The organism is Bifidobacterium anseris, from assembly GCF_002860345.1.
Taxonomy (GTDB): Bacteria; Actinomycetota; Actinomycetes; order Actinomycetales; family Bifidobacteriaceae; genus Bifidobacterium; species Bifidobacterium anseris.
The window spans coordinates 18,187-43,706 of record NZ_NMYC01000001.1 but is presented as its reverse complement, the minus strand read 5'-3'; the positions used below and the strand labels follow the sequence as shown (position 1 = coordinate 43,706).

Annotated in this window: 23 protein-coding genes and 1 tRNA gene; 11 read left to right on the top strand and 13 right to left on the bottom strand. The window is 66.8% G+C overall.

Annotated elements, in window-relative coordinates; all coding sequences use genetic code 11:
* Nucleotides 1-3 precede the first annotated feature (3 nt).
* On the top strand, nucleotides 4-789 hold the full coding sequence (gene thiD, locus CGZ88_RS09205; protein WP_423734401.1) for a bifunctional hydroxymethylpyrimidine kinase/phosphomethylpyrimidine kinase: 786 nt from the start codon (nucleotides 4-6) through the stop codon (nucleotides 787-789).
* A 91-nt stretch (nucleotides 790-880) separates the two neighbouring features.
* Nucleotides 881-1,285: a thiamine-binding protein gene (locus CGZ88_RS00210; RefSeq protein WP_101670832.1), complete on the top strand. Its 405-nt coding sequence runs from the start codon at nucleotides 881-883 to the stop codon at nucleotides 1,283-1,285.
* 107 nt (nucleotides 1,286-1,392) lie between these two features.
* On the opposite strand, the gene CGZ88_RS00205 is transcribed toward CGZ88_RS00210, so the two are convergent.
* From CGZ88_RS00205 to CGZ88_RS00195, 3 genes are all read right to left on the bottom strand, one after another.
* A complete protein-coding gene (locus CGZ88_RS00205; protein ID WP_051198619.1) occupies nucleotides 1,393-2,985 on the bottom strand; it encodes a glycoside hydrolase family 32 protein in 1,593 nt (530 codons plus the stop codon).
* Between the two features lie 107 nt (nucleotides 2,986-3,092).
* Nucleotides 3,093-4,421, bottom strand: coding sequence for an MFS transporter (locus CGZ88_RS00200; RefSeq protein WP_034523779.1), 1,329 nt, complete (start codon nucleotides 4,419-4,421; stop codon nucleotides 3,093-3,095).
* 324 nt (nucleotides 4,422-4,745) lie between these two features.
* A complete protein-coding gene (locus tag CGZ88_RS00195; RefSeq protein ID WP_026645220.1) occupies nucleotides 4,746-5,795 on the bottom strand; it encodes a LacI family DNA-binding transcriptional regulator in 1,050 nt (349 codons plus the stop codon).
* On the opposite strand from CGZ88_RS00195, the gene CGZ88_RS08795 reads away from it, so the two are divergent.
* The 4 genes from CGZ88_RS08795 to CGZ88_RS00180 all read left to right on the top strand — a co-directional run bounded on the left by CGZ88_RS08795 (nucleotide 5,796) and on the right by CGZ88_RS00180 (nucleotide 9,427).
* Nucleotides 5,796-6,101 (top strand): hypothetical protein, encoded by a 306-nt coding sequence (locus CGZ88_RS08795; protein ID WP_133120861.1) that lies wholly within the window; start codon nucleotides 5,796-5,798, stop codon nucleotides 6,099-6,101.
* A 10-nt stretch (nucleotides 6,102-6,111) separates the two neighbouring features.
* A complete protein-coding gene (locus CGZ88_RS00190; RefSeq protein WP_034523780.1) occupies nucleotides 6,112-6,882 on the top strand; it encodes an ABC transporter permease in 771 nt (256 codons plus the stop codon).
* Between the two features lie 121 nt (nucleotides 6,883-7,003).
* Nucleotides 7,004-8,089 carry an ABC transporter substrate-binding protein gene (locus CGZ88_RS00185; protein ID WP_051198621.1) on the top strand — a complete coding sequence of 362 codons (1,086 nt, stop codon included), beginning with the start codon at nucleotides 7,004-7,006 and terminating at the stop codon, nucleotides 8,087-8,089.
* A gap of 63 nt (nucleotides 8,090-8,152) precedes the next feature.
* Nucleotides 8,153-9,427 carry a nucleoside hydrolase gene (locus tag CGZ88_RS00180; RefSeq protein ID WP_101670831.1) on the top strand — a complete coding sequence of 425 codons (1,275 nt, stop codon included), beginning with the start codon at nucleotides 8,153-8,155 and terminating at the stop codon, nucleotides 9,425-9,427.
* 13 nt (nucleotides 9,428-9,440) lie between these two features.
* Here CGZ88_RS00180 and CGZ88_RS00175 read toward each other — a convergent pair whose 3' ends face one another.
* The 6 genes from CGZ88_RS00175 to CGZ88_RS00150 form a co-directional block, all read right to left on the bottom strand.
* On the bottom strand, nucleotides 9,441-10,235 hold the full coding sequence (locus CGZ88_RS00175) for an isoprenyl transferase (protein ID WP_101670830.1): 795 nt from the start codon (nucleotides 10,233-10,235) through the stop codon (nucleotides 9,441-9,443).
* Between the two features lie 4 nt (nucleotides 10,236-10,239).
* Nucleotides 10,240-10,959, bottom strand: a complete 720-nt coding sequence (gene recO, locus CGZ88_RS00170) for a DNA repair protein RecO (protein ID WP_026645224.1) — start codon at nucleotides 10,957-10,959, stop codon at nucleotides 10,240-10,242.
* 72 nt (nucleotides 10,960-11,031) lie between these two features.
* Entirely contained in the window at nucleotides 11,032-12,654 is a 1,623-nt protein-coding gene (locus CGZ88_RS00165) for an alpha/beta hydrolase family protein (protein WP_026645225.1), read from the bottom strand.
* Between the two features lie 80 nt (nucleotides 12,655-12,734).
* Nucleotides 12,735-13,949 carry a flavodoxin-dependent (E)-4-hydroxy-3-methylbut-2-enyl-diphosphate synthase gene (gene ispG, locus CGZ88_RS00160; RefSeq protein ID WP_026645226.1) on the bottom strand — a complete coding sequence of 405 codons (1,215 nt, stop codon included), beginning with the start codon at nucleotides 13,947-13,949 and terminating at the stop codon, nucleotides 12,735-12,737.
* A 120-nt stretch (nucleotides 13,950-14,069) separates the two neighbouring features.
* Nucleotides 14,070-15,302: a 1-deoxy-D-xylulose-5-phosphate reductoisomerase gene (dxr, locus tag CGZ88_RS00155; protein WP_101670829.1), complete on the bottom strand. Its 1,233-nt coding sequence runs from the start codon at nucleotides 15,300-15,302 to the stop codon at nucleotides 14,070-14,072.
* Nucleotide 15,303: 1 nt separating this feature from the next.
* Entirely contained in the window at nucleotides 15,304-16,929 is a 1,626-nt protein-coding gene (locus CGZ88_RS00150; RefSeq protein WP_101670828.1) for a DivIVA domain-containing protein, read from the bottom strand.
* Between the two features lie 143 nt (nucleotides 16,930-17,072).
* Here CGZ88_RS00150 and CGZ88_RS00145 point away from each other — a divergent pair.
* A tRNA-Val gene (locus CGZ88_RS00145) sits at nucleotides 17,073-17,146 on the top strand.
* A 269-nt stretch (nucleotides 17,147-17,415) separates the two neighbouring features.
* A complete protein-coding gene (locus CGZ88_RS00140; RefSeq protein ID WP_026645228.1) occupies nucleotides 17,416-17,910 on the top strand; it encodes a hypothetical protein in 495 nt (164 codons plus the stop codon).
* Nucleotides 17,911-17,973: 63 nt separating this feature from the next.
* Here CGZ88_RS00140 and CGZ88_RS00135 read toward each other — a convergent pair whose 3' ends face one another.
* Together CGZ88_RS00135 and CGZ88_RS00130 are read right to left on the bottom strand one after the other, a co-directional pair.
* Nucleotides 17,974-18,396, bottom strand: a complete 423-nt coding sequence (locus CGZ88_RS00135; RefSeq protein WP_026645229.1) for a DUF3052 domain-containing protein — start codon at nucleotides 18,394-18,396, stop codon at nucleotides 17,974-17,976.
* 83 nt (nucleotides 18,397-18,479) lie between these two features.
* Complete coding sequence (locus CGZ88_RS00130; protein WP_165778671.1) at nucleotides 18,480-19,346, bottom strand: YlbL family protein; 867 nt, start codon at nucleotides 19,344-19,346, stop codon at nucleotides 18,480-18,482.
* 109 nt (nucleotides 19,347-19,455) lie between these two features.
* Between CGZ88_RS00130 and CGZ88_RS00125 the strand changes: the two genes are divergently transcribed.
* Nucleotides 19,456-20,955: a zinc-dependent metalloprotease gene (locus tag CGZ88_RS00125; protein ID WP_026645231.1), complete on the top strand. Its 1,500-nt coding sequence runs from the start codon at nucleotides 19,456-19,458 to the stop codon at nucleotides 20,953-20,955.
* A 20-nt stretch (nucleotides 20,956-20,975) separates the two neighbouring features.
* Here the strand turns inward: CGZ88_RS00125 and CGZ88_RS00120 are convergent, their stop codons facing one another.
* The gene (locus tag CGZ88_RS00120) at nucleotides 20,976-22,466 is read right to left on the bottom strand and encodes an ATP-dependent helicase (RefSeq protein ID WP_101671082.1); all 1,491 of its coding nucleotides are present in this window, start codon (nucleotides 22,464-22,466) and stop codon (nucleotides 20,976-20,978) included.
* A 115-nt stretch (nucleotides 22,467-22,581) separates the two neighbouring features.
* Here CGZ88_RS00120 and CGZ88_RS00115 point away from each other — a divergent pair, with 115 nt between their 5' ends.
* Entirely contained in the window at nucleotides 22,582-24,153 is a 1,572-nt protein-coding gene (locus CGZ88_RS00115; RefSeq protein WP_423734389.1) for a phosphotransferase, read from the top strand.
* A 126-nt stretch (nucleotides 24,154-24,279) separates the two neighbouring features.
* Nucleotides 24,280-24,510 (top strand): DUF3107 domain-containing protein, encoded by a 231-nt coding sequence (locus CGZ88_RS00110; protein WP_026645233.1) that lies wholly within the window; start codon nucleotides 24,280-24,282, stop codon nucleotides 24,508-24,510.
* 90 nt (nucleotides 24,511-24,600) lie between these two features.
* Here the strand turns inward: CGZ88_RS00110 and CGZ88_RS00105 are convergent, their stop codons facing one another.
* The gene (locus CGZ88_RS00105; RefSeq protein WP_026645234.1) at nucleotides 24,601-25,485 is read right to left on the bottom strand and encodes a PHP domain-containing protein; all 885 of its coding nucleotides are present in this window, start codon (nucleotides 25,483-25,485) and stop codon (nucleotides 24,601-24,603) included.
* Nucleotides 25,486-25,520: the final 35 nt, after the last annotated feature.

Below are 25,520 nucleotides of genomic sequence, written 5' to 3'. Positions count from 1 at the left end.
GAGCTGCCAGCGGTGCTCACGATTGCGACGACCGATTCGTCGGGCGGCGCCGGCATCGCCGCCGATCTCAAGACGATGCTCGCCAACGACGTCTACGGCGAATGCGTCATCGCCGGCATCACCGCGCAGAACACGACCGGCGTGCAGGCGATCGCGTCCGTCGACGCCGCGCTCATCGGCCAACAGATCGATTCGGTCTTCGACGACATCCGTCCGGCGGCCGTCAAGATCGGCGTCGTCGTCGGCCGCGAGGCGATCGAGACGGTCGCCTCGAAACTGCGCGCGCACGGCGCACAGCACGTCGTCGTCGACCCGGTCATGGTCGCGACGAGCGGCTCTGAGCTCTCCGACGACGAATCGGTCGTCACGATGACGCGTGAGCTGTTCCCGCTCGCCGAAATCATCACGCCGAACATCCCGGAGGCGTCCACACTCATCGGCGACTCGATCGACGACCGCGACGCGATGGAGCGCGCTGCGCGCACGCTCGCCGAACGCTACGGCTGCGCGGCGCTCGTCAAGGGCGGCCACGGTACGAACGACGCGAGCGACGTGCTCGCATGGCCCGGCGGCGACGTGCGCTGGTTCGAGGGCGAGCGCATCGCGAACACGAACACGCACGGCACCGGCTGCACGTTGTCGTCGGCGATCGCCTCGAGGCTCGCGCTCGGCGACACGCTCGGCGACGCCGTCGCGCATGCGAAGGCGTACCTGGGCGGCGCGCTGCGTGCACAGCTCGATCTCGGCGCCGGCTCCGGCCCGATGGACCATGGCTGGGCGCGCCACTGAGCACCGGCCATCTTGATTGCAAGGACTTTGCAATCAATCAAATCGAATCGACTTCACAATCAACAGTTTGCAATCAACAGGAGGGACATCCATGGTACAGACGGCACAGCCTTCCACTTCGCCGACGCCGGACCGCAACGCCGAGCGCCAGCAGGTGCCGACCGACGAAAACGGCAAGCCGATCATCAACACCGTCGCCGCCGTCGCGATCGCGCCGAGCGGCGTCGGCGCCGAACTGAGCGAATACGTCGCGCAGGCCGTCGCCGTCATCCGTGATTCGGGACTGCCGAACGAGACGAACGCGATGTTCACGAACATCGAGGGCGACCTCGACGATGTGCTGCGCGTCGTGCGCGACGCGACGATGAAGCTCGCCGAGCAGGGCTACCGCACCGGCGTGAGCCTCAAGCTCGACATCCGCCCGGGCTTCAGCGGCCAGATGGCGCAGAAGCCGGCGCTCGTCGACGAGATCATCGCGACCGGTCAGTACGACTGAACGGAGCGAACGCGGGCATAGCGCAATGCGCGGGGCCGGGAACGACGATGTGTCGTTCCCGGCCCCGCGCATTCATGCATCCGGCGACGCTACAGTCGATTTTCGATTCAGTCAAGACCGATCGACGCGAGCGTGTGCATCGTCAGGTCGCGCAGATGCGTCGTGCCGGATTCGCTGACGAGTTCGGCGGCGCGCGCGCCTTCGGACGGCATCGAGTACGAACTCATCGCATGCTTGCCGCCGTTGACGTACACCTCGACGCAGCCGCGGTCGACGAAGACGCGCAGGTCGAGTGTGCCGGAGGCGAGTTCGGCGTCGGACAATTTCGCGACGCGGTAGCCGCGGTCACCGTTGGCGACGTTCTGGCGGTCGATGACGACGCCGCCGATCTGCGCGTCGAAGACGATCGCCGTGTAGTGTCCGTCGCCGGTCGCGTGCACGTGCAGCCCGGCGCGTTCTGCGTCGGTGCGCGCAAGGTCGATGCTCATCTCGATCTCGACGGCGCCGCCGTCGTCCTCGAGCACCGTCGCGCATTCGTTGACGCCCAGATCGAGCGCGCCAAGGCCGACGCTGCCGGCGCGCAGGCCGCGCATCTCCTCGACCGGAGCGGTGACGAGGTCGCCGTCGGCGTCCATCGTGATCTCGCGCGGCAGCGTGAGGTTGCCGCACCAGCCGTCCTCCTCCATCGCGATCGGCGCGACGAAGGGGCTCATCCAACCGAGCATGATCTGCCTGCCGTCGGCGTGGAAGGACTGCGGCGCGTAGAAGTTGTGCCCCTCGTCCCACAGGCGGAACTCGGTTTCGGGACGGAAGGCCTCCCCCGGACGCCACGTGCCGATGATGTAGCCGGCGTTGTTGACGTTGCGGTTCATGAAGCCGTCGGGCTTCGCGCCCATCGCCGAGAAACCGATGACCCACTTCTCGTTGCCGTCAGCGTCGCGGATCGGGAAGAAATCGGGGCATTCGAGCATGAAGACATTCGGGTCCGGATGCTCGAACAGCACGCGTTCGAAGCTCCAATGCACCATGTCGGGCGACGTGTAGAGCCACATCTGGCCACGGCCCTCCTTCGACGAGACGCCGAAGGTCATGTACCACACGTCCCCGGTCTTCCACACCTTCGGGTCGCGGAAGTGGTGGTCGACCTCGTCGGTCGGGCAGTCGATGATCATGCCCTGCTTCGTGAACGTCGTCATCGCGTCGTCGTCGGGGCGCGCGAGCATCTGCACCTGCCAGTCGCCGCCGGTGTTGTCCTTGCCGTTGGCCCAGCGGTGGCCGGTGTAGTAGATCCACGGGCGTCCGTCGTCGCCGATGACGGCCGAGCCGGAGAAGACGCCGTGGCGTTCCTGTTCGAGGCTCGGCGCGAAGGCGATCGGCTCGCGCCGCCAGTGCAGCATGTCCGGCGAGGAGACGTGGCCCCAGTGCATCGGACCCCACTGCGTGCCGTAGGGGTGCAGCTGGTAGAACACGTGCCAGCGGCCATCGTAGCGGCACAGGCCGTTCGGGTCGTTGATCCAGCCGCCGTTCGAGGCGATGTGGAACTTCGGGTACCAGCGGTCGTTGCGCGTCGCGGCGAGCGCGGCGACGCCGGCTTCGGCGAGCCTGAGCTGCTCGGCGTGGTCGGCGATCGGCGTCAGCAGCGGATCGGCGGGCGTCGTGGCGGGGGACGCGGCAGACGGGGTGAAGGTTGCGTTGGTCATGATGGGTCCTTTATCTGCGTATCGAAAATATCCGCGTATCGAAAATCAAGTTGTTGATATCAGGGGAAAGGGGCCTGCATCGCCATGCGCGATGCAGGCGCGCGTCGTCACATGTCTTCGCTGTCGGCGCTGAGCACGGACTCGTCGGCGGCCAGCGACGGGGTCTTCGAGTCGCGGATGAACGGGTCGCCGTCGACCTGCTCGTCGTCGCGCTTGATGACGAAGAAACCGTAGATCGTCGCGGCGAGGACGATGCCGGAGATCGTCAGGAACGTCGCGCGGTCGCCTATGCGGTCGTGCAGCATGCCGAGCGGCGTCGAGAAGACGACCTGGCCGATCTGCGAAGCGATCTGGAAGCCAACCATGTACAGCGTCGCCGAGAGCTTCGGGTTGAAGTGGAGCGTGAAGTAGCGGAAGGCCGGCAGGCAGAACAGCGGCACTTCGATCGCGTGGAACATCTTGACGATCGAGATCGCGACCGGATCGTGGAAGATGCCGCACAGGCCGATGCGCAGGAACATGACGGTCGAGCCGAGCAGCAGCGCGTTGCGCACGCCGATCTTGCGCATGATGATCGGCACGACGCCCATCATCGCCGACTCGCAGAACACCTGCACCGAGTTGAGCGTGCCGTAGACGGCGTTGCCTGTCGCCTCGCTCGGGAACAGCGACGCGTAGTAGGTGGGGAACATCTGCTGGTCGAAGACCGTGTAGAACGTGTTCGTCAGCAGCATGAAGACGATGAGCACCCACAGCGCCGGCATTTTGAGGACCTTCGCCATCTCCTTGAGCGTCGGGTTCGACGGGGCGGCGTCCGGATCGGCGGCCTCCTTGAGCGCCTCGCGCTGCTCGGCCGGGTACCACGTCAGGTACACGATGAGCATGCCGAGGCCGAATGCGGAGCCGATCCAGAAGTTGATCATCGGGTTGATGTTGAACACGAAGCCGGCGACGAGCGCGACGATCGCGTAGCCGAAGGAGCCCCAGGCGCGCGACTGGCCATACTCGAAGCCGAAGCGGCGGCTGTAGCGTTCGGTGACGGCCTCGATGAGCGAGCAGCCGGCCATGAATCCGGCCGAAAGCACGATCGAGCCGACGAAAGCGGCCGCCATCATGTTCGTCTGCATCAGCGGCGCGTAGACGAACTGCACGAAGGGGCCGACGAGCGCGGCGATGACCGAGATGACGAGGACGAGCCTGCGCTTGAGGCCAAGATTGTCCTGGATGAGCCCGTAGCAGAACATGAGCACGAGTGTGGCAAGCGAGTTGATCGAGTAGATCGTGCCGACCTCGGCGCCGTTGAGCCCCATCGAGTTGAGCCAACGCTGGAAGAACGACCACCAGATGCCCCACGAGCAGAAGAACAGGAAGATGCCGGTCGAGCTTTGCAGATAGGAGGGGTTCCTCCACACCTTCGCGGTTGTTGATGTTGCCATGATGAACCTCGTTGTCAGGGCTTGGGAAAGCCGGATGCATGACGGATCTGACCCGCCCCGTACGGAGCGGGCGTGTGGAACATCCCTCCCGTCGACTACGTCGTTCGCGATGTCCCGATGCCCTTCAGCATAGTTCGTCAATCGTTTGACGTCAAACGATTGACGAATCCTTCACGAAGTACCCACAATTACTGAAGCGCATAAGGTCAATCGTTTGACGTGTTTTAACGACATCGACACTGCACCGACGTCGCCCTCCCCGGCGTGTCGCAGCCGCCGCCGCTCAGCGTGCCGCGACCGTCATCGCCCGCCGTGCCGCGACCGTCATCGAGCCGCGTGCACCGACGCCTTCTCGATGAGCGTGCAGTGCACCTTCGCCGGCGACGGCGTGTCAAGCAGCGGCATGACGGCCGTCGTGCGCGGCCACGCCGCCTCGTTGATCGCGCGCCCCTCGATGTCCGCGACGAGGCGGTTCGCGGCCCAGTATCCCATCTCGTAGTGCGGCAGCTCGATTGTCGTCAGCTGCGGCTCAAGTGTCTCGGCGAAGACGCGGTGGTTGTCAACGCCGACGACCGAAATATCGTCGCCGATGCGCAGCCCACGGCGTGCGGCGGCCTCGTAGACGTACCAGGCGCGCGCGTCGTTGAAGCAGAAGAAGCCGTCGGGCCGTTCGGAGTCGAACAGTTCCTCGACGGCGCGCAACGCGGGCCCGTTGTTGAGCACGTCGCGGCGCAGCCGTTCGTCGACGTCGATGCCGTGGTCGATGAGCGCCTGTCGGTAGCCTTCGAGCCGTCCGTCCTGCGCGACCATCGGCTCGGTGCAGCCGATGTAGGCAATACGCCGGCAGCCGGCCTCGATGAGCCGCGTCGTAGCGTCGTAGCCGATGCGCGTCTCGTCAGGCTCGATCGACGCGAGGCGCCCTTCGGCGTCAGTCGCGTCGACGAGCACGAGCGGGAATCGCCGCAGCGATTTCGGCACGTCGACGACGCGGTTCGACATCGCCGAATAGAGGAAGCCGTCGACGCCATAGCGCCTGAGCGCGCCGACCTCGTCGTCGATCGCCTGCGCGTCGTCGCCGTTGACGGTGAGCAGCACGTAGCCGAGCGCGCTGAGCGCGTCCTGCGCGCCCTGAATCATGCCACCCGCGTACGGCGTCGTCGCGACCTCGACGCTGATGAACCCGACGATGTGCGTGCGGCTCGTGCGTAGCGAGCGCGCGAGCGCGTTCGGCTGATAGCCCATCTCATTGGCCGCCTCGCGCACGCGCTGCGCGATCTGCGGCTTGACGCGCCCGTTGTCCCTGCCGTTGAGCACGAGCGAGACCGTGGAGACCGAGACCCCGACGCGCTGTGCGATCTGCTTCATCGTCGTCATATGCTCCACGATAATTGCGGCGCGGATAATTCCGATGCCGCCCACAGCGATGATCGTGCCGATGTCCACGCCGATGCCCACCCCGTGGACTACACTGATTGGTCGGCCGCGCCGACGCGCGGCTTCGACATGACGTTTTTCTGGTCGTTCGGCGGCGGACTCCTCACCTTGCCGCGGCAAGCCGGCGACCTTCCAGCGCGCACGGCGCGCAGAAAGCAAGGTGCAGATGACTTCTTCGAGCCACCCGCGCGCATCCCGCTCCCCTCTTCAGCAAGCATCTCCTCAGCAAGCGTCTCCTCAACATGAGTCGTCGATCATGCGCGCACTGCGCAGGCACTGGCCTACGGCGGCCGTCGTGGTGGCGATCCTCGCGATCTGGCAGATCTGGGTCAACGTCACCCATCCCCCGGTCACGATGATCGCCTCACCGAGCCAGATCGTCGTCGCGACGGTGCGCGCATGGCCCACGCTGTGGCCGGCGAGCGTCGTCACCTTCGCCGAAGGCGTGTGCGGTTTCCTGATCGCCTGTCTCGTCGGCGTGCTGCTCGGCGTCGGCATCCACTGCTCGCGCACGGCGTACGCGGCGCTGTTCCCGCTCCTCGCCGCCGCGCAGACGCTGCCGCTCATCTCGATCGCCCCGCTGTTCCTCATCTGGTTCGGTTTCGAGCCGCTCGGCAAGGTCGTCATCGTCGCCGTCTTCGCGGTCTTCCCGATCGTCGTGCAGACGATGCGCGGCCTTGAGGCGGTACCGTCGTTCTACGACGACGTCGCGACGACGTGCGGCGCGTCGCGCGCATGGGCGCTCTTCCACGTCGATCTGCGCGTCGCGGCGCGGCAGATCTTCGGCGGCGTGCGTGTCGCCGCCGCCTACGTCTTCGCGACGGCTGCGACCGCAGAATACCTCGGCGCGCGCCGCGGTCTCGGCATCTGGCTGCAGGCCGCCTACAACTCGTTCCAGACGCCGCTCATCTTCGCGGCGACCTTCGTCATCATCGTCATGACCGCGCTGCTGCTGCTCTCCGTGCACATCGTCGAACGACTCACGATCGGCGCGCCCGGCGACGACGAGGACCCCGACGCGCAGTAAGTCGCGCAGTAACGCGCGCTGATTTTCCGCGCATTCGACGACGACCCATCGCAAGCGAACATCATCGTTCATGCAATCATTCATTCTTTCGCCATCATTCATCAATTCATCAGGAGATCTCATGACTTTTCGCCGATTCCTTGCGCGCGTCGCCGCCGCCGCGGCCGCGCTATGCTCAATCCTCGCCGCCGCCGCATGCGGTGGCGCGCCGGCCGCCGATGGGCTGCGCCACGTCACGTTCATGCTGTCGTGGGCGCCCGACACGAACCACATCGGCGTCTACGTCGCCCGCAACAAAGGCTACTATCGCGACGCCGGCCTCGACGTCGACATCGTCGCCGTCGCCCAATCCGGCGCCGAACAGGCCGTCAACAACGGCGTCGCCGACTTCGCGCTGTCGAACCTGACGAACGTCGGCGTCTACGCGACGAAGGGCGCGCGCCTCAAGCAGGTCATGCAGGTGCAGCAGAAGACGAGCGCGATCTGGTGCGCGCTCGCATCGAACACGGCGATCCAACGGCCGCGCGACTTCGACGGCAGGACCTTCGCGACCTTCGGCTCAAGCGAATCGGACGCCGTCATCCGCCGCATGATCGAAACGGACGGCGGCAAAGGCGACTTCGACAAGGTCACGGTCGGCACATCGACGTTCCAGACGCTCGCGTCCGGACGCGCCGACTTCGGCGGCTTCTACGCCACATGGGAGGGCGTGCAGGCGAAGATGAACGGCCCCGAACTGCGCTGCTTCACCGAACCCGACTACGGCGTGCCCGGCAACGCCGACTCGATCGGCATCATCACGAGCGACCGACTCATCGACGACGACCCCGACCTCGTGCGCGCATTCGTGCAGGCGACGCAGCGCGGCTACCGCTACGCCTACGACCACAGCGAGGAAGCCGCCTCGATCCTCGTGCACGACGCGCCCGAGGCGAACCTCGACGAGGCCTTCGTCACCGAATCGATGAAGACGATCGTCGACGGGCAGTACTGGGGTGACCGCGAACGCATCGACGACGGCGACTTCGTCCTCGGCTCGATCGACTACGACGGCACACAACGCTACTTCGACTTCCTCGCCTCGTCCGACGCCTACGCCGACGCGAACGGGCAGGTCGTGCACGACGCGCCGCGCTCGCGCGAGCTCGCGACCGACGAATTCCTCGCGACCGCCGCAAAGACCGCGGCCTCGAAGAACACCCGATAGGCCGCCGCGATTACTCGCAGCGCATAGCACGCGCAGTGAAACCATTCGTGAAACAATGACCGTATGACTGATTCACCGCATCTCGTCCTGAGCATGGACACCGGCGTCGACGATGCGCTCGCGCTCGCCTATCTGATCGCATCCGGCGCGCATATCGTCGGCGTCAGCGCGACCTACGGCAACGTGCTGCAGCAGCAGGCGGCGCGCAACACGCGCACCGTGCTCGACATGCTCGGCCACGCCAACGTGCCGGTGGCCGACGGCGCACGCCACCCGTCGTGGGCGCCGCTGTTCGTCGCCGACGCCGGCTGCGCGCGCTTCCACGGCCGTAACGGGCTCGCCGACCTGCGCATCGGCACGTCGGCGACGCCCAAGCCGCGTCCGGGCCGCGTCATCGCCTCGGACAAGGACGGCATCGTCACGCTGTCGATGGCTGATGTGAAGAACAACATCCGGCAGGGTCATGCGATCTCGGTCGGCGGCTACCCGGTCGGCGATCCGCACGCCGAACTGCCGACGATCCCCGAGTTCTTCACACGTTCCGAACTCGCGATGCCGCAGAAACTCGGTTTTCCCGACGAGAACTGCTCGACGATGACCGACGGCGCGCGGCTCATCGTCGACGCCGCACGCCGTTACGGCCGCAACCTGACGATCGTCGCGACCGGTCCGCTCACCGACGTCGACGTCGCGCTGCGCGCCGACCCGGCCGCTGTGCGCCGCGCGCGGATCGTGTTCATGGGCGGCGCGCTCACGCAGGAAGGCAACTGCTACGACCTCGTATGCGAGACGAACGTGCTGCAGGATCCCGAGGCGGCCGACCGCGTGCTGCGTGCGCGCGCCGACACGACGATGGTCGGCCTCGACGTCACGCACCGCTGCCTGCTCGGCCCCGCCGACGTCGCACGATGGATTACCGATGTCAACGACAACGGCGTCAACAATGACCATGACAGCAACAATGGCGGCCGCAATGTCAGCACTGCGGGCACCGCGTGCAGCAGACGCCATGTCGCGTTCCTGCTCGCGAGCCTCGCGAATTTCTCGATCCGTGCGAACCGCGCGAGCGACCCGATCTTCGCCGCCGGCATGCCGCTGCACGATCCGCTCGCGGCGGCCGTCGCGCTCGACCCGACGATCGTGACGACCTTCGAACTGCCGATGATCGTCGAAACGCGCACCGGCGACGGCGTCGGCGTGCGCGGTCGCACAATCGGCGACCCGCGCGCGGCGCTCGACGACGCGAAGGCGACGCATGTCGCCCTCGGCGTCGACGGCGACGCTTTCGTGCGCCGTTTCACCGACGTGATCGCCGGCTTCATCGCCTCGCTCGGCTGAGCGTCAATCCGCCTTAGGCCTGCTTGACGCCGCCGAAGCGACGGTCGCGGTGAATGTACCGGTCGATCGACCCCCACAGCACCTCGCGGCCGCAGTCGGGGAACAGCTCGGGCACGAAGTCGAGTTCGGCGTAAGCGGCCTCCCACGGCAGGAAGTTGCTCGTGCGCTGCTCGCCGGAGGTGCGCACGACGAGGTCACAGTCGGGGATGTCCGGGTTGTACAGATGCTCGGCGATCATCTTCTCGGTGACGCGGTCACCCTTGATGCGGCCCTCGCGCACCTCGCGCGCGATCGCGGCAGCGGCATCGGCGATTTCGGCGCGCCCGCCGTAGTTGATGCAGAAGACGACGTCAATGACGTTGTTGTGCTTTGTGCGTTCCATCGCCGATTCGAGTTCGTCGATGACCGACTTCCACAGCTTCGGGCGGCGTCCCGACCAGCGTACGCGCACGCCCCACTCATCCATCTGCGCGACACGGCGGCGGATGATGTCGCGCGAGAAGCCCATCAGGAAGCGCACCTCCTGCGGCGAGCGCTTCCAGTTCTCGGTGGAGAAGGTGTACAGGCTCAGATAGCGCACCCCCGCTTCGATCGCGCCGGCGATCGTGTCGAAGACGACCGGCTCGGCGGCCTGGTGGCCTTCGGTGCGGATGAGGCCGCGCTGCTGCGCCCACCGTCCGTTGCCGTCCATGATGACGCCGATGTGCCGCGGGATCTTGTTCTTGGGGAAGTCCGGAATGATCGTCGGATCGGAGAACGGTGCTGCCGGAATGTTCAGTGACTTGTAATCGACGCCTTCAAATGCCATGTCTTCAATCTAGCAAGCGCATCGAACGTATCGGCCGTTCGAGATAGTACTGCGCCCATTCCTCGACGGCGCGCGCCGTGCGCGGGTCGAGCTGCGAGCCGTCGAGCCTCGCCCAGTCGCCGTCGGCGAGCGCCCTGAGCCGCGTGAGCGTCAACGCATCCACCGGTTTCGCCTCGGGCGTATGGTCGGCCTCGCACATGACGCCGCCGGCGGCCGCCGACAGATGCGTGAGCTGGTCGGTGCGTCCGCACACGACGCACGAGTCGAGCCGCTGACGCCAGCCGGCGAGCGCGAGTGCGCGCAGCACATAGGATTCGGCGATCATCTGCGCGTCGTGCCGTTTGCCGGCGAGCGCGTTGAGCGCGCCGACGAGCAGCCGGTACTGCGCCGGCGCCGGCTCGTGTTCGCTCGTGATCAAATCGTTGAGCGTTTCGACGATGACGTTCGCGGCGCGGTACGCCTCGTAGTCGGCGCCAATCGCGCCGGCGTACGCAGCGATCGACTCGGCCTGGCTGATTGTGTCGAAAGTGCGTCCCTCCCCCAGCAGCAGGTCGACGCGCATGAACGGCTCGACGCGACCGCCGAAGCGCGATTTCGTGCGGCGCACGCCTTTGGCGACGGCGCGAACCTTGCCGTGGCCGCGCGTGAACAGCGTGATGATGCGGTCGGCCTCGCCGAGTTTCGTCGTTTTCAGCACGACGCCTTCGTCACGGTACAGCGCCACGCGCCGCTCCTTTCGTTGCTTTCATCGTTGTGCGCGCCGTCGTTTTCCTTCATCGTGCTTCGGCGGCCGCCGTCAGAACAGGAACAGGCCCCAGAACGAGAAGCTCAGCAGGATGAGCAGCATCGTGAAGGAGAGCGTCCAGAAGAGCATGCGTCCGAGACGTCGCTCGGCGACGACCGGCTGCGCGCCGCTCATGATCTGCCTGAGCGCACCGCGGCGCATCGGCCACTGCAGCACGCCGCGCATGGACAGCTCCTCGATGATGCCGGTGAACACGCGCGACCACGCCCACAGCAGCACGATGCACACGATCTGGATGAACGGCCAGCTCCAGTACATCATGCCGCTGTCGTCGGGCGGGGCGCTGCCCCACGCCATGTGCACGACGGCGATGACGACTTCGCCGAAGCCGCCGAGGAACACGAACAGCGCGACGAGCGTCACGATCGTGAGCATGAGCAGCGCACCGCCGAAGCGTGCGCGGAAGCCGAGCGCGGGGCCGAGCCCCTTGCTGCGGTTGCGGATGTGCATGACGAGCGCAATGCATGAGACGATGAGCGAGACGAGCATCATGATGGCCATCAGTGCCAGCACGATCGTGCCGTAGACGGTCATGACGCGGTGGGCGTGCAGGCCGCGCGGCACCGGGATCGACTGGTAGAGTGGCGTGCCGGCGATGCGTTCGCTTGTCTGTGTGAGTCCGCGCGACGTGCCGACGGCCCAGGCGACCATGTCGTCGACGTAATCGTCGGCGAAGGGGGTGCCGCTCATCGATTCGTCGCCGAGACGCAGCACATGGTTGGCGATCGGATAGCTGCGCAGCGAGACATCCCAGTTGCCGGCGCGGTGCGCGAGCGCAAGAATCTCCTTGAATCCCTGCACTTGCGCCGTCATGACGTCCTTCGAGCCGTAGGCGACCATCGTCGGTATCGAGAACGCCTTCGGCGTCGACGTGCGAATGTCGATGTTGTCGAGGCCGAACATCGCCAGATCGAAGGAGAACACGCGCCGCACGATCGACTGGTAGCCATCGTTCGCGCCGGCGAGCGCGAAGTTCTGCACGGCGAGGAAAGCGAGCGAATGCCGCGGTGAGAACACCATCGGCGATAGCAGGATCTGGAAGGCGATATCGTCGTCGATGTCGAGCAGATACGACGAGATCCATGTCGCCTCGCTCGTCGCGTAGATGCCGACCTTGTGTTCGTCGACGGCGTCCATGCCGCGCAGGATGTCGATGACCTGGTCGTAGATGACGGCGGAGCCCTGATAGTCGCGGTTGAGGTCGCTCGTCGACCATACCGGCTTGTCGAGGACGGCGGTGACGAAGCCGGCCGACGCCATGCTCGTGGCGATGTCGCCGAAGGAGTTGTCGCAGGTGCCGTAACCGGCGCCGTGCATGAACACCATGCCGGGCAGTCCCTTCGACGGCGCGCCTTCGGGTGTGCGCACGAGGACGCGGATCTTCTGGATCTCGCCGGTCGACGGCCGTTTCGCGTCAATCGTCAGATACTGTTTGCGCACCTTGTAGGTGTCGGCGCCGGGCAGCTTGTCCTTCGTGGCGAAAGTGACCGTCGTGTCCGGCGTGAGCGTCGCGAAGCTCATTGCGCGCGGCGTGTCCTCGACCGGGATCCTCGTGTTCGTCGAGACGGTCACGAGGATGCCGAGCAGGATGATGAAGATCGGCAACGTGATCATGAGCCGCTTCGTGCGGCTGAAGGCGGCCGTCGTGCCTTCGGTGCGCTGGGTGCTGTCCGTCACGTCACCGTCCTTTCCGTTCACGCGTGGTTTTCGTTCTGGCTTTCGCCGTGTCCTTCATGGACGACCGGGATGACGACAGGGCCGGTCCCGGCGGTCGTGTCGACGCCGTCGGCCTGCATCTGCTCGGCGATGGCGTTCGCGTGCTTGAGCAGTGTCTCAACAATCCGGTCCTCGGGAACCGTCTCGATGACCTTGCCCTTGATGAAGATCTGTCCCTTGCCGTTGCCGGAGGCGACGCCCAAATCGGCTTCGCGCGCCTCACCGGGGCCGTTGACGATGCAGCCCATGACGGCGACGCGGATCGGCGCCGTGATGTCCTTGAGTCCTTCGGTGACGGCGTTCGCGAGCTGGATGACGTCGACCTGCGCGCGTCCGCAGCTCGGGCAGCTGATGATGTCGAATTTGCGCGCCCGCAATCCCAGATACTCGAGGATCTTGCAGCCGACCTTGACCTCCTCGACCGGCGGCGCGGACAGCGAGACGCGGATTGTGTCGCCGATGCCTTCGGCGAGCAGCGCGCCGAAAGCGATGCATGATTTGATTGTGCCCTGCCACGCCGGTCCGGCCTCGGTGACGCCCAGATGCAGCGGCCAGTCGCCCTGCTGCGCGAGCAGCCGGTAGGTCTCGACCATCGTGACCGGGTCGTGGTGCTTGACCGAGATTTTGAAGTCATGGAAGCCGACGTCCTCGAACATGCGCGCCTCCTTGAGCGCGGAGGCGACGAGCGCCTCGGGGGTCGGGCCGCCGTAGCGTTCGTAGAGCGTCTTGTCGAGCGAGCCGGCGTTGACGCCGATGCGCAGCGAGATGCCCGCATCGGTCGCCGCCTTGCAGATCGCCGGTCCGACCTCGTCGAACTTGCGGATGTTGCCGGGGTTGACGCGCACGGCCGCGCAGCCGGCGTCAATCGCCTCGAACACGTAGTTGCTTTGGAAATGGATGTCGGCGATGACCGGGATCGGCGATTTCGCGACGATCTTCGGCAGCGCATCGGCGTCCTCCTGCGTCGGCACGGCGACGCGCACGATGTCGCATCCGGCGGCCGTCAGTTCGGCGATCTGCTGCAGCGTCGCGCCGACGTCGGCGGTCTTCGTGTTCGTCATCGACTGCACCGAAATCGGGGCGCCCCCGCCGACCGGCACGGGGCCGACCATGATGCGACGCGACTGGCGTCTCGGGTGCAGCGGGCTTTCGCTGATCGCCTGTTCTCCGGTCTTGCGGAACGGTTTGTCCATCGTCAATCCATCCATCCATTCGTTCGTCAGACAACCATCACGGTGGCTGCGCCGCCTTGCACGGGCGGCGGAATCCATCACAGGATACACCAGCGCGTCACCGCCCGGCGAGGGCGATGTTCAGCGCTTGGCGATGATCGCGTCGGCGCGTGCGCGCGCCTCGCGTTCGCAGGCGAGCATGTCGTCGACCGACGTGAAGCGCGGGGTGTCGCGCAGCTCGCCGTCCATCGCATCGATCACGCGCTCAACGGTGTCGACGATGCCCAGATACGGCAGCCGGCGGTCGAGGAACGCATGCACGGCCTGCTCGTTCGCCGCGTTGAGCACGGCCGTATGCTTCTGCGAAGCGTTCAGGCAACGCCGCGCGAGGTCGACGGCCGGGAACGCCTCGTCGTCGAGCGGCTCGAAGGTCCAGCTGGCCGCCGCCGCCCAGTCGCATGCGGCGGCGACGCCGCCGAGGCGTTCGGGCGCGGACAGGCCGAGCGCGATCGGCAGGCGCATGTCGGGCGGCGAGGCCTGCGCGATCGTCGCGCCGTCGCGGAATTCGACCATCGAATGGACGATCGACTGCGGATGCACGGTGACGACGATGCGTTCGGGCGGCACATCAAACAGACGACTCGCCTCGATGACCTCAAGTCCCTTGTTCATCAGCGTCGACGAGTTGATCGTGACGACCGGCCCCATATGCCACGTCGGATGGTTGAGCGCCTGCTCGGGCGTGATGTCCTTCATCTGTTCGCGTGTCCAACCGCGGAACGGCCCGCCGGACGCTGTCACGACGAGGCGCGATACCTCGGCGTGCGTGCCGGAGCGCAGCGACTGCCAGATCGCCGAATGTTCGGAGTCGACCGGGTTGATCTGGTCGGGGCGCGTCTGCGCGTCGAAGAGCAGATGGCCGCCGGCGACGACCGATTCCTTGTTCGCGAGCGCGAGCTGCGAACCGGCCTTGAGCGCCGCAATCGACGGCGTCAGGCCGATCGATCCGGTGATGCCGTTGAGTACGACGTCGGCGCCACTGCCGGCGATGGCATCGACCTCGTCGAGTCCGGCGTGCACGTGCACGTCGTGCGCGCCGCGTTCGTCGAGCGCCTCGCGCAGCGGACGCGCGGCCTCGGGATCGGCGACGACGACGTCGGGCACGGCGAAGCGCACGGCCTGCTCGGCGAGCAGGTCGACGTGGGCGCCGCCCGCGGCCAGCGCGGTGACGGTGAAGTGTTCGGGGTGGCGTGCGATGACGTCGAGGCCCTGCGTGCCGATTGATCCGGTCGAGCCGAGGACGACGACGCTGCGCGGGGCAGCGTCCTCATACACGCCGCTGTCGTACGGCGTCGTGATGTGTTCCTCCGTCATCTCAGCGCCCGTCCCTGTCCGTGTCGCCGGTCACGAGCGGGCCGTCGGTCGAGAAGGTCGGGAATTCGAGATCCGGGATCTCGACGTTCATCGTGTCCGGCGGCACGAACTGCGTATCGTGGCCGGCGTTGGACGCGGCGGACGTCGATGCAGACGCCGAAATGGATGCAGTAGACGACGACGCGGCGGCCGCGTCCATCGGGCGGCGCACCGGCAGGTCCGGGATCGTCACGTTCGCGAGCGTCGGCACCGACAGTCCGCTCGACGTCGTCATCGCCGACGGCTGCTTCGGCTCCTCGGGCAGCGTCTCGGTGCTCTTCGCAAGCGATGCGAGCGCGGCGAGCGACGGCGAATCGAGCGCCGGCTGATGCGTGTCGCCGAAGGTGATCGTCGTCTCGTCGGACACAGCGGTCACCATCGGCACGGCGTTGAGGTCGTCGGGAACGGCCGGCGGCGTCGGCGTCACCCGTTCGTGTTCGGGGATCGTGCGCGGCGCCGGCGTGATCGGCTTGATGTCGGACAGTGTATGGGCGCGCGCGACCGACGAGGACCCGTGCGACGTGGCCGCCGTCTCATGCGGCGCGAGCGGCAGGCCGAAGGACTGCGTCTGCGTCAGGTCGCGCGCTTCATCGTTGTGCTGTGCTGCGGTCGCGGCGACGGTCGCGCCTGCGGCCGCTGCGGCCTCGGCGACGTCGTCGCTGACCGGGATCGTCGTGGCGGCCGTCGCCGAGGCCGGCGTCACCGGCGAGGCAGTCGGCGTCGTCGGCGTGAAGATCGCCTGTTCGGCCTTGTGCAGCTCGTCGAAGGACTGTTCGGGCGCGAGCGATTCCACCGGCTGCACGGCGTTCGGCTGGGAGAGCGCCGGCTGTACGACAGTCGGCTGCATGTGCGAGGCCGTCGTGCGCAGCGCGGCCGCATGGTCGGGGATGAGCGGCGCGACGGCCGGCGCGGACGACGTCGGCGCGGCGGCCGGACGGCGTTCGGCGTAGGTGGAGACGCGCGCATAGGACTCGAGACGGCCGAGCAGGTCGGCGCAAGCATTGAGATAGTAGTCGACCTGACGTTCGTCGTAGCCGCGCTTGCCTTTGCGCTGCGTGAACATGACGTCGGAGACCGACTGCGCCGTCAGCTTCGCGCCGTCGTCATAGGCGGCCTCGGCGTCCGAGCTGATGCGGTCGAGCTCATCTCCGGCCTGATCGATGATGCGGTCGATGAGCCTATCCACCTGCTTGCGGTCGTAGGACGGGCGCTTGGCCTCCCCCGACGCGAACCGTTCGCCCTCGGCGCGCTCCGCGTGTGCCTCGAGCTGATGGTAGAGCGCCTCGACCTGCGCCTTCCATGCGACGCGTCCGAGTTCGGCGATCTCATAGGAGGTGTCCTTGTCGCTGACGGCCTTCGCGAGCCGTTCGAGCGTCGCGTCGACCTGCGGGATCGCATAGCCGCCCTTGACGATGTCGAAGGACGCGTCCTGGATGTCGCTGCGTTTGAGTTCGACGCCGTCCTGCTCGTACAGGGCGTGCGCCTGCTCAAGGAAGGCGTCCACCTGACGCACATCGTAGCCCTTCTTGCGTTTGCCCACGCGCTCGATATTCGCCGTGCCGCCCGTCGCTTCGCGTTCTTGCGCCATCGTCTGTCCTCCTCGCGATTTCGTACCAGTGCCTAGATTACGTGATGTTTGAGACGCGCGCACGGCGGACGACGCCGTACATCGCGCGCGACACCCGCCCGCGTGCCGCTTTCTTCACCCGTCGTTGTACAGTGGTTCCCCGCGGGCGATTAGCTCAGTTGGTTAGAGCGTCACCTTTACACGGTGGATGTCGGGGGTTCGAGTCCCTCATCGCCCACCGCACAGCCCCGTTGCGAGATCGGCTCGCGGCGGGGCGTTTTCGTTACGGCAGCAGGCGTTTGAGCCGATGTGCATATGCGTTGCCGGCACAGCGTTCATATGCTTGTTGATTCGACGTTCCTGCAATTCGTGTCCAAACCGTGTCCAAACCGCGTATGCACTGCCGTACTGCATACGGTGCCCGCGTCGCCGTCACCGTGGGCGCCGCACTCAGCTGTGCGAGGGAACGCCGTCCTGCCCCTGTCGCCCTCCCTATAATCATGAGCCATGAACACCCCATTGGATGTATGGACGAACCCGTTGAAGGCGTTGCAGACGTTGCTGCCCGGAACCTCACGGCGCGACGAGGAGCTCGCCGAGCGCGTCGACGCGCTCGACCTCGAAGTGCGCCGACTCGAGCAGGAAGTGCATTGGCGCGCGGTCGACGACGACCGTCGCATCACCGAACTGACGCACGCGCTCGAGGAGGAACGGGCGCGCTGCCCGCATCCCACGCCCGCGGCGAAACGCGCCGACATGATCGTCGCGCTCGTCATGCTCGTGCTGTCGGCCGGCATGCTCATCCCGGTCATGCTCACGCTGTTCGGCGTCATCGATCCGGCGCACGCCGTCATCCGCTGGGTGACGCTCGGCCTCATCGCGCTCGCCTTCGCGTTCGCCGTCGCCTTCGCTATCCTGCGCGAACGGTTCCCGCGCACCTTCGCGATGACAATCGTCTTCGTCTGCGCCGTCATGATGCAGCTGTGCGCGTGCCTGCTGTGACGGCGTGCCGATATGTGATCGCCGCCGGCGTCCCTTCTTGGGGATCGCCGGCGGCGATTGATGTCAGCGGTTCGAACTCTTGCCGAAGGCGCGCAGCCTGATGCCGTTCCAGTCGTCGCCGACGGTCAGCGGCGTCGACGCGTTCATGCCGGCCGTCTTCGACGCGTTCTGCACGGTGTTCGCCCCCGGCGCCCCATCGCGTCCCGGTTTCGGCGTGAGCACCCACAGCGGGCCGTCCTGTCCGAGCACGGCGTAGGCGTCCATGATCGTATCCGACAGGCCGTCCTCGTCGTCGCCGTCGCGCCACCAGATGATCGCGCCGTCGACGGCGGAATCGTATTCCTCGTCCACCAGCTCCTCACCGGTCAACGTCTCGATATTCTCGCGGATCGTGTCATCCACATCGTCGTCCCAGAGCCATTCCTGGACCAGGTCCCCTGTGCGGAAGCCGAACTCCTCAGCTTTCTCAGATGCCGTTTGATTCACGTTCGTCAATATAGCAACACCAGCGAACACGCCCGTTCGCGCGCTTAGGCGGCACGACGTGGGCGATCGGCGCGCCGTGACCGTCAGTCGACCGTGCAGCGCGGCAGCGAGTCGCCCTTGCCTTCGCCGATCGCGACGAGTGCGCGGTACGCGTCGTCGAGCGTCGAGACCTTGACGTCGCGCAGTCCTTCGGGCACATGCCCGATGACCTCGTCGCAGTTGGCGGACGGCGCGAGGAACCATGTGGCGCCGTCGCGCTTCGCGCCGAGCATCTTGAGATCGATGCCGCCGATCGCGCCAACCTTGCCCTTGTCGTCGATCGTGCCGGTGCCCGCGATCGTCGTCGACGCCGACTCCTCGACCGGCGTGAGCATGTCGACGAGGCCGAGCGCGTACATCATGCCGGCCGACGGGCCGCCGATGTCGTCGACGTGCATCGTCACCTTCGCGCCCTTGACGTCGACGCCGAGCTTCTTGGCGTAGTCGAGACCGGCGGTGGCGGCCGCATCCTGCGAGGAGGTCATCTCCTGCTGCGATTCATGCTCGTACTCCTCGCTCGTCTGTCCGGGCGGGAAGACCGCCTCCTGCGGCATGACGAGCATGTGGGGGTCGGCCCATCCCCACAGCGCCTCGGCGTTCGAGACCGGGTATCCGGGCACGCCGGCGGCGTTGACGGTGACGAGCAGCAGTTTGCCCGAATCCTTGTGGGTCTTCACGCCCGAGACATCGATGACCTTCCGGCCGCCGTTTTCGCCGAGCACGTCCTGCGTCGGCCCGGGCGTCTCGACGACGTAGGCGCTCGGCATCAGCAGAATCACGACGCCGAGCAGCACGGCGAGCGCGCCGACGAGGAAACCGAAGGGACGGCCCCGCCAATGCGCGGCGAGGCGGCGGAACGGTCCGGGGCGTGCGACGTCCTGCGCGGGGTTCGGCTGATTGGGCAACTGCATGTGCGACATGCCTTCCATACTATGGCCGCGGCGGAATTATTTCGGCGTGTCGCGTATTGAGACAGATAGAAAAACGAATCGACCAGACAAGTCATGAAGGGAATCCATGATGGATGAGAACACGCTGCACCAATGGTTCATCGACTGCTTCGGCCCCGTGCAGGGCGAGATGGCGTGGAAGCAGCTCGAGTCGCTGCCCGACCAGATCCGCGAGCAGCTGATGAGCCAGAGCCCCGAAGACCTGCCCGATCCGACGCAGATTCGTGGCATGATGCAGGCCTTCGCCGGCGGCGGCCTCAACTCCTTCGGCGAGATGCAGCAGACGATCGCCGAAGGGCCGATCAACGTCAAGCTGGCGAAGTCGATCGCGCTCCAGCAGGCGAACGACGCCGACAGCGAACGGATCGTCACCGCCGAGGAGGGCAACACGATGCGCCGCGCGATGAGCGAGGTCAATCTGTGGCTCGATACGACGACCAATTTCAATCCGCCGTCTTCACAGGCCGAGGCGCTGACGCGCGCCGGCTGGGTCGAGGGCACGATCGAGCAATGGGCCCAGTTCGCCGCGCCGGTCGCCGCCTCGATGAACGAGGCGCTTGGCGCCGTCATCTCCGACCGTCTCGGCGACGCCTTCGACGGCGAGATCACCGGCATGTTCGCCGGCCCGGTACCGATCCCGATCCCCGAGGGCATGAAGGATCCCAAGCAGCTGATGAAGCTGTTCGCCAACACCTCCTACGCGATGCAGCTCGGCCAGGCGGCCGGCGCGATGTCGAAGGAGGTGCGCGGCAGCTACGACCAGGGCATTGCGCTGCTCAAGAACCCGGCGGGCGGCCTCATCATGCAGAACGTTGACGAATACGCGCACTCGCTCGAGATCGACGCGGCCGAGGTCGCCGAGTTCATCGCGTTGCGCGAACAGGCCTATGCGCGCCTCTACGCGACGGTGCCGTGGCTGATGCCGCGCTTCGCCGCGCTCATCGGCAAGTACGCGCGCGGCATCACGATCGACCTCGACGCGATGGAGGAGCAGCTGCGCGGCGCCTCGTCGCTCGACCCGGAGTCGCTCTCCGGCGCCGTCAACCTGTCGAACGTCGGCCTGACGACAACCGACGAGCAGAAGGAGACGATGCATTCGATCGAGACACTGCTCGCGCTCGTCGAAGGCTGGGTCGACTGCGTCGTGTGGCGTTCCGGCATGGCGCATCTGCCGCATCTCGAGCAGCTGCGCGAGATGATGCGCCGCGAGCGCGCCGTCGGCGGCCCCGCCGAACTGACCTTCGAGAACCTGCTCGGCCTGCAGCTGCGTCCGAAGCGCACGCGCGAGGCCGCGCAGCTGTGGGAGCGCATCACCGCCGAGCAGGGCGTCGAGGCGCGCGACGCGATGTGGGGGCACCCGGACCTGCTGCCGAACCTGCCCGACGAGACCGACACGGCCGAGGCGAGCGCATCGAAGGGCGAGCGCATCGATTGGGACGCCGAACTGAGCCGTCTGCTTGACGACACCGATGACACCGCCGATGCCGACGACGCAAACGACACCGGCACCGACACCTCCGCCGGCGACACGAACGCCGACGACCATCCCGCCGATGGCGACGCGCAGTAGCACCGGCTGACAGCGGATCTTCAGCGAAGGAAGCGGCTTACGTCCCTGACGAAGCCGCTTTCCTCGTTCATGCGGCGCGCATAGGACAGATGGAGCGCGTCCTCGGCGCGCGTCACGCCCACATAGAGCACACGGCGCTCCTCCTCGAGCGTCGTCGGATCGTCGGAGGCATGGAACGGCATCAACCCGTCGGACAGCCCGACGAGGAATACGTGCTTGAATTCGAGACCCTTCGACGCGTGAATCGTGCTCACCGTCGCCCTGCCGCTGCGCGCGCCGGCCGCGTCGTCGATCGCGGACGCGTCGGCCGGCGGCGCCTCCGCGATCGCCGACTGCTGCCAGCCGGCGTCGCGGCGCACCTGATATGCCACGCCGACCTCGCGCAGCGCGCGCACGAAAGGCGCCTGCTGGCCGTTGATGCGCGTGAGCACTGCGCAGTCGGCGGCGCGTCCGCCTTGCGCGACGATGCCGCGGATTGCCGCGGCAACGGCGCGCGCCTCCTCGGCATCGGTGCCGTAGATCGCACTCGTCACGCGCGGGCCGCCGTCACGCACGGCGCGCAGCCGCAGATAGTCGTCGCGCTCCGGCGAACGCGAGAGCACACGGTTCGCGAGCGCGATGACCGGAGGCGTCGAACGGTAGTCGCGGCTCAGTTCGATGTTCGCGGCGAGTGGCGCGAACTCGCGTTCGAAATCGTCGAGATAGTAGCTCGTCGCGCCCGCGAACGAGTAGATCGTCTGCGCCGGGTCGCCGACGACGCAGATGTCGCGGTTGCCGCCGAGCCATCCGCGCAGCAGCCGGTGCTGCAGCGGCGACACGTCCTGGTATTCGTCGACGGTGAGCCATCCGATGCGTTCGCGGATGTGCGCGGCCGTCTCGGGGAAGGCGTCGAGCACATGCGCGCACATGAGCAGGATGTCGTTGAAGTCGATCTGCAGGCGCGCCGTCTTCTCGAGTTCGTACTGCCCGTAGACGTCGGCGAAGCGGCGCGCGTCGAGCTGCGCGGGCGGCTCGCGTCGCGTCGCCGCGCAGACACGTTCGTAGTCGTCGGGTGCGATCAGCGAGACCTTGCACCAGTCGATTTCACGTTCGACGTCGAGCGCGGCTCGTCGTTCCGGCTCGCGGTTGAGCGCGCGCACAAATGCCTGCGCGACGAGGTCGGTACGGCGTTCGGCGAGCTGCGGGAACGGCCCCTCGCACAGTTCGTTCCACACTTCGCGCAGCTGCGCGAGCGCGGCCGAATGGAAGGTCGCGACGTGCACGCCGTCGACGCCGAGCGCCGCGATCCGTTCTCGCATCTCGTTCGCCGCCTTGACCGAGAACGTCACGGCGAGCGTCGCGCCGGCACGCCATGCACCCGTCGCGCACGCGTAGGCGATGCGCCGTGTGATCGTGCGCGTCTTGCCGGCGCCGGCGCATGCGATGATGCGGACCGGCCCCTCCACGCTCGTCGCGGCGCGCCGCTGCGCGTCGTCGAGTCCGTCGAGAATCTCCTGCGCTGATGCCTGCATGCCGACCATTGTGCCACGGGGCCGGTCGGTCCTCTGCCGCCGTGTGGCGACGGACGCCCGCGGAACGTTGCAATGCTTGTGTTTGTGCGTCGGCTTGTACGCTCCGCATGGAAAAATGGCCGCTGTGAGTGAACGAAGCAATCTGATGTTGGCGGCCTTGGCCTCGGCGGCGATGCCGGATGCGGCCGTCGTCGGCGTGCGCGCCAGCGAACAGGAGAACGACACGGATGCGCAGGCCGGCATCGACCAGGCCGTCGTGCAGGATCTGCGCGGCCATCTCTACAATGTCTATGCGACCGACGGCGCGGCGGGCAAGCGTCGTCTCGCCGGCCGCGTGCGCGCGGCGCAGGTCGTCGAACGCGCGCGCGAACTCGCCGGCCTTGGCTTCTCCACCGACCGCGTCGTCGCGTTCCAGCCGGGCGGTGACGACCCCGAGCGCGCGTCGGTGCTCGTCACCTCCCATCCGGAGGGCGTCGCCCGTTCGCTCGAACTGCTCACGCTCGACGACTGTGCGTCGGTGGGCACGGCGATCGGCGCCGTGCACCGGCTGCGCCCGACCTTCCTCACCGAATCCGGCTATCCCTCGTACACGACCGGCCAGATCCGCGCACAGCTGACATCGTGGATCAAGCGGCTGCGTCAGGCCGGCCATGTGCCCGGCGAGATCACCGACAGCTGGACGCGCATCCTCGAAACCGAAGGCCTGTGGTCGTTCATGACGTGCCCGGTGCACGGCGGCTACGCCGACGGCGATTTCATCTTCTCCGGTTCGACGATCACGACGATCACGAACTGGCAGGCGATGCAGATCAACGATCCGGCGCGCGACCTCGCCTGGATCTTCTCGAAGCTCGACGAAACGCATCGCAACGCCGTCATCTCCTCCTACGGCCGCATCCTCGGCAACCGTCTCGACGACCTCATCATGCTGCGTGCGAACCTGTGGGTGCAGATGGAGCAGGTCGGCGACTTCCTGCAGGCGCTCGCGCAGGGCGACAACGCGCGCATCATGCAATTCAAGGCGCAAGTCGATCATCTCGCCCAGCAGCTCGGCGCGACGATGCACCGCACGCGCGGCTACGACACAGCCTCCGGCGCGCATCCGAGCACCGTCACCGTGAACACGCTCCTGCGCGAGGACGAGGCCCGGCGACGCCAGGCGGCCGCCCCGTCGAGCACGCAGCCGGCGTCGGCGTCGTCGATCTTCGATGTGACCGACGAACGTGACATCACCGGCGGCGCGGCGCAGGCCGTGCGCCAGCCGGTCGGCGACGACCGCACCGACTCCCATCCGATCGACGCGATCGGCGTCGTCGACGCCGACGACACGGCGTCGCGCCAGATCGCGGCCTCGTCGAGCGAGACAATCGTCATCGGCATCGAGGAACGTGGGGACACGACCGGTCAGGCGCATGCGGTCGGCGCGCAGTCCGCACAGTCCGCCGCCGCGAAGTCGTCGAACGGTCCGGAGGCGCAGACGCTGCTCATCCCGCTGCTCGAACGCGAGGAGCAGGCGATGCGCGACGCGCAGGCCGGCCTCGATCAGGGCGGCAGCGCCCAGACAGGCTCCATGAGTGTCCCGGCGCAAGTCAACACAGCACAGACCAACACAGCGCAGACTCACACGACCCAGCCGACGCATCCGGCGACCGGCGACGGTTCCTCCCCCGCCCACACGCAGGGCTGAAACACGTATTCGCCGCCTATTCCCCGCGTATTCCATGCGCGTAGCGCGATGGCATGCCGCGGACGATCTGCCGTAGAATGCTGTACACCGTAAGGACAGCGATCATCAGGACCTAAGGAGCATCATATGGAAATCGAACTCGGCGTCCAGAACGTCACGCGTCCGGTCACGTTCAACTCGGACGAGCCGGCGGAGCAGATCGAGCACACGATCGCGCAGGCGCTCGAACAGCACGCACCGATCGTGCTGAGGGACAACAAGAGCCGCCGCTTCATCGTGCCGGCCGACGCGCTCGGCTATGCGATCATCGGCTCCGAGACGCGTCACGCCGTCGGCTTCGGCGCGCTCAGCGACTGATTCCAACTCCAAAAAAGGGGCGGCAGATCCGCAGAACACTGCGGATCCGCCGCCCCTCAGCGTATTTTTACCTATTTCCGCAGCCGTCTGCTATTTCCACAACGAAATCGCGCCGCGGCGCACGATCTCGGCGACCGTCGCGTCGTCGGTCAGGCCTTCGCCGAGCTTGTTCGGTTTGCCTTCGCCGTGCCAGTCGGAGCCGCCAGTCACGAGCAGCCCGTAGCGTTCGGCGAGGCCGAGCAGTCGCACGCGCTGTTCGGGAGGGTTGCCGCGGTGCCACACCTCGAGACCGTCGAGTCCTTCCTCGACCAGTCGCGCGATCTGCTCGTCGGACAGCAACGTCCTGTTGCGGCTCGGGTCGGCGGCGTGCGCGACGACGCTGACGCCGCCGGCCTCGCCGACCGCGCGCACGACGTCGGCCGTGCTCGGCGACGGCGTCGGAATGTAGTACTTGCTGTGCGAGCTGATCGCGTCGGCGAACGCGGCGGAACGGTCCGGATAGACGCCGGCCGCGACGAGCGCGTCGGCGATGTGCGGACGTCCTATCGTCGTCTGTTCGCCCTCCTTGACCTGGGCGAGCACATCGTCCCAGTCGATCGGAAAATCCTTCGCGAGCAGCGCGACCATCTTCTTCGTCCGAGCGAGCCGCGCCGCGCGCGTCGAACGGAACAGGTCGCAGATGCGCCGGCTGCGCGGATCGTACTGGTAGGCGAGCATATGCACGGAGATGTCGCCGTCCTGCGCCGTGATCTCGGTGCCGCGCACGAGCGGCAGTCCGAGTTCGCTTGATGCCTGCTGCGCCTGCGACCAGCCGGCCGTCGTGTCATGGTCGGTGATCGCCACGCCGTGCAGTCCGATCTCCTTCGCGCGCCGCACGAGCTCATGTGGAGTCTCCGTGCCATCCGAGAACACCGTGTGGCAGTGCATATCCCATCCGCTCGTCGGCGGTGTCATCGCAATCGCTACCTTCGCCATACCTCCATCGTAAACGCTTGACGGCCGCAGGACGC

Coding starts and splice junctions, on each gene's coding strand:
- CGZ88_RS00210 (WP_101670832.1), top strand. CDS start 881: ATGGTACAGACGGCACAGCCTTCCACTTCGCCGACGCCGGACCGCAAC.
- CGZ88_RS00205 (WP_051198619.1), bottom strand. CDS start 2,985: ATGACCAACGCAACCTTCACCCCGTCTGCCGCGTCCCCCGCCACGACG.
- CGZ88_RS00200 (WP_034523779.1), bottom strand. CDS start 4,421: ATGGCAACATCAACAACCGCGAAGGTGTGGAGGAACCCCTCCTATCTG.
- CGZ88_RS00195 (WP_026645220.1), bottom strand. CDS start 5,795: ATGACGACGATGAAGCAGATCGCACAGCGCGTCGGGGTCTCGGTCTCC.
- CGZ88_RS08795 (WP_133120861.1), top strand. CDS start 5,796: ATGCTCCACGATAATTGCGGCGCGGATAATTCCGATGCCGCCCACAGC.
- CGZ88_RS00190 (WP_034523780.1), top strand. CDS start 6,112: ATGCGCGCACTGCGCAGGCACTGGCCTACGGCGGCCGTCGTGGTGGCG.
- CGZ88_RS00185 (WP_051198621.1), top strand. CDS start 7,004: ATGACTTTTCGCCGATTCCTTGCGCGCGTCGCCGCCGCCGCGGCCGCG.
- CGZ88_RS00180 (WP_101670831.1), top strand. CDS start 8,153: ATGACTGATTCACCGCATCTCGTCCTGAGCATGGACACCGGCGTCGAC.
- CGZ88_RS00175 (WP_101670830.1), bottom strand. CDS start 10,235: ATGGCATTTGAAGGCGTCGATTACAAGTCACTGAACATTCCGGCAGCA.
- CGZ88_RS00165 (WP_026645225.1), bottom strand. CDS start 12,654: ATGATCACGTTGCCGATCTTCATCATCCTGCTCGGCATCCTCGTGACC.
- ispG (WP_026645226.1), bottom strand. CDS start 13,949: ATGGACAAACCGTTCCGCAAGACCGGAGAACAGGCGATCAGCGAAAGC.
- dxr (WP_101670829.1), bottom strand. CDS start 15,302: ATGACGGAGGAACACATCACGACGCCGTACGACAGCGGCGTGTATGAG.
- CGZ88_RS00150 (WP_101670828.1), bottom strand. CDS start 16,929: ATGGCGCAAGAACGCGAAGCGACGGGCGGCACGGCGAATATCGAGCGC.
- CGZ88_RS00140 (WP_026645228.1), top strand. CDS start 17,416: ATGAACACCCCATTGGATGTATGGACGAACCCGTTGAAGGCGTTGCAG.
- CGZ88_RS00130 (WP_165778671.1), bottom strand. CDS start 19,346: ATGCAGTTGCCCAATCAGCCGAACCCCGCGCAGGACGTCGCACGCCCC.
- CGZ88_RS00125 (WP_026645231.1), top strand. CDS start 19,456: ATGGATGAGAACACGCTGCACCAATGGTTCATCGACTGCTTCGGCCCC.
- CGZ88_RS00120 (WP_101671082.1), bottom strand. CDS start 22,466: ATGCAGGCATCAGCGCAGGAGATTCTCGACGGACTCGACGACGCGCAG.
- CGZ88_RS00115 (WP_423734389.1), top strand. CDS start 22,582: ATGGCCGCTGTGAGTGAACGAAGCAATCTGATGTTGGCGGCCTTGGCC.
- CGZ88_RS00110 (WP_026645233.1), top strand. CDS start 24,280: ATGGAAATCGAACTCGGCGTCCAGAACGTCACGCGTCCGGTCACGTTC.
- CGZ88_RS00105 (WP_026645234.1), bottom strand. CDS start 25,485: ATGGCGAAGGTAGCGATTGCGATGACACCGCCGACGAGCGGATGGGAT.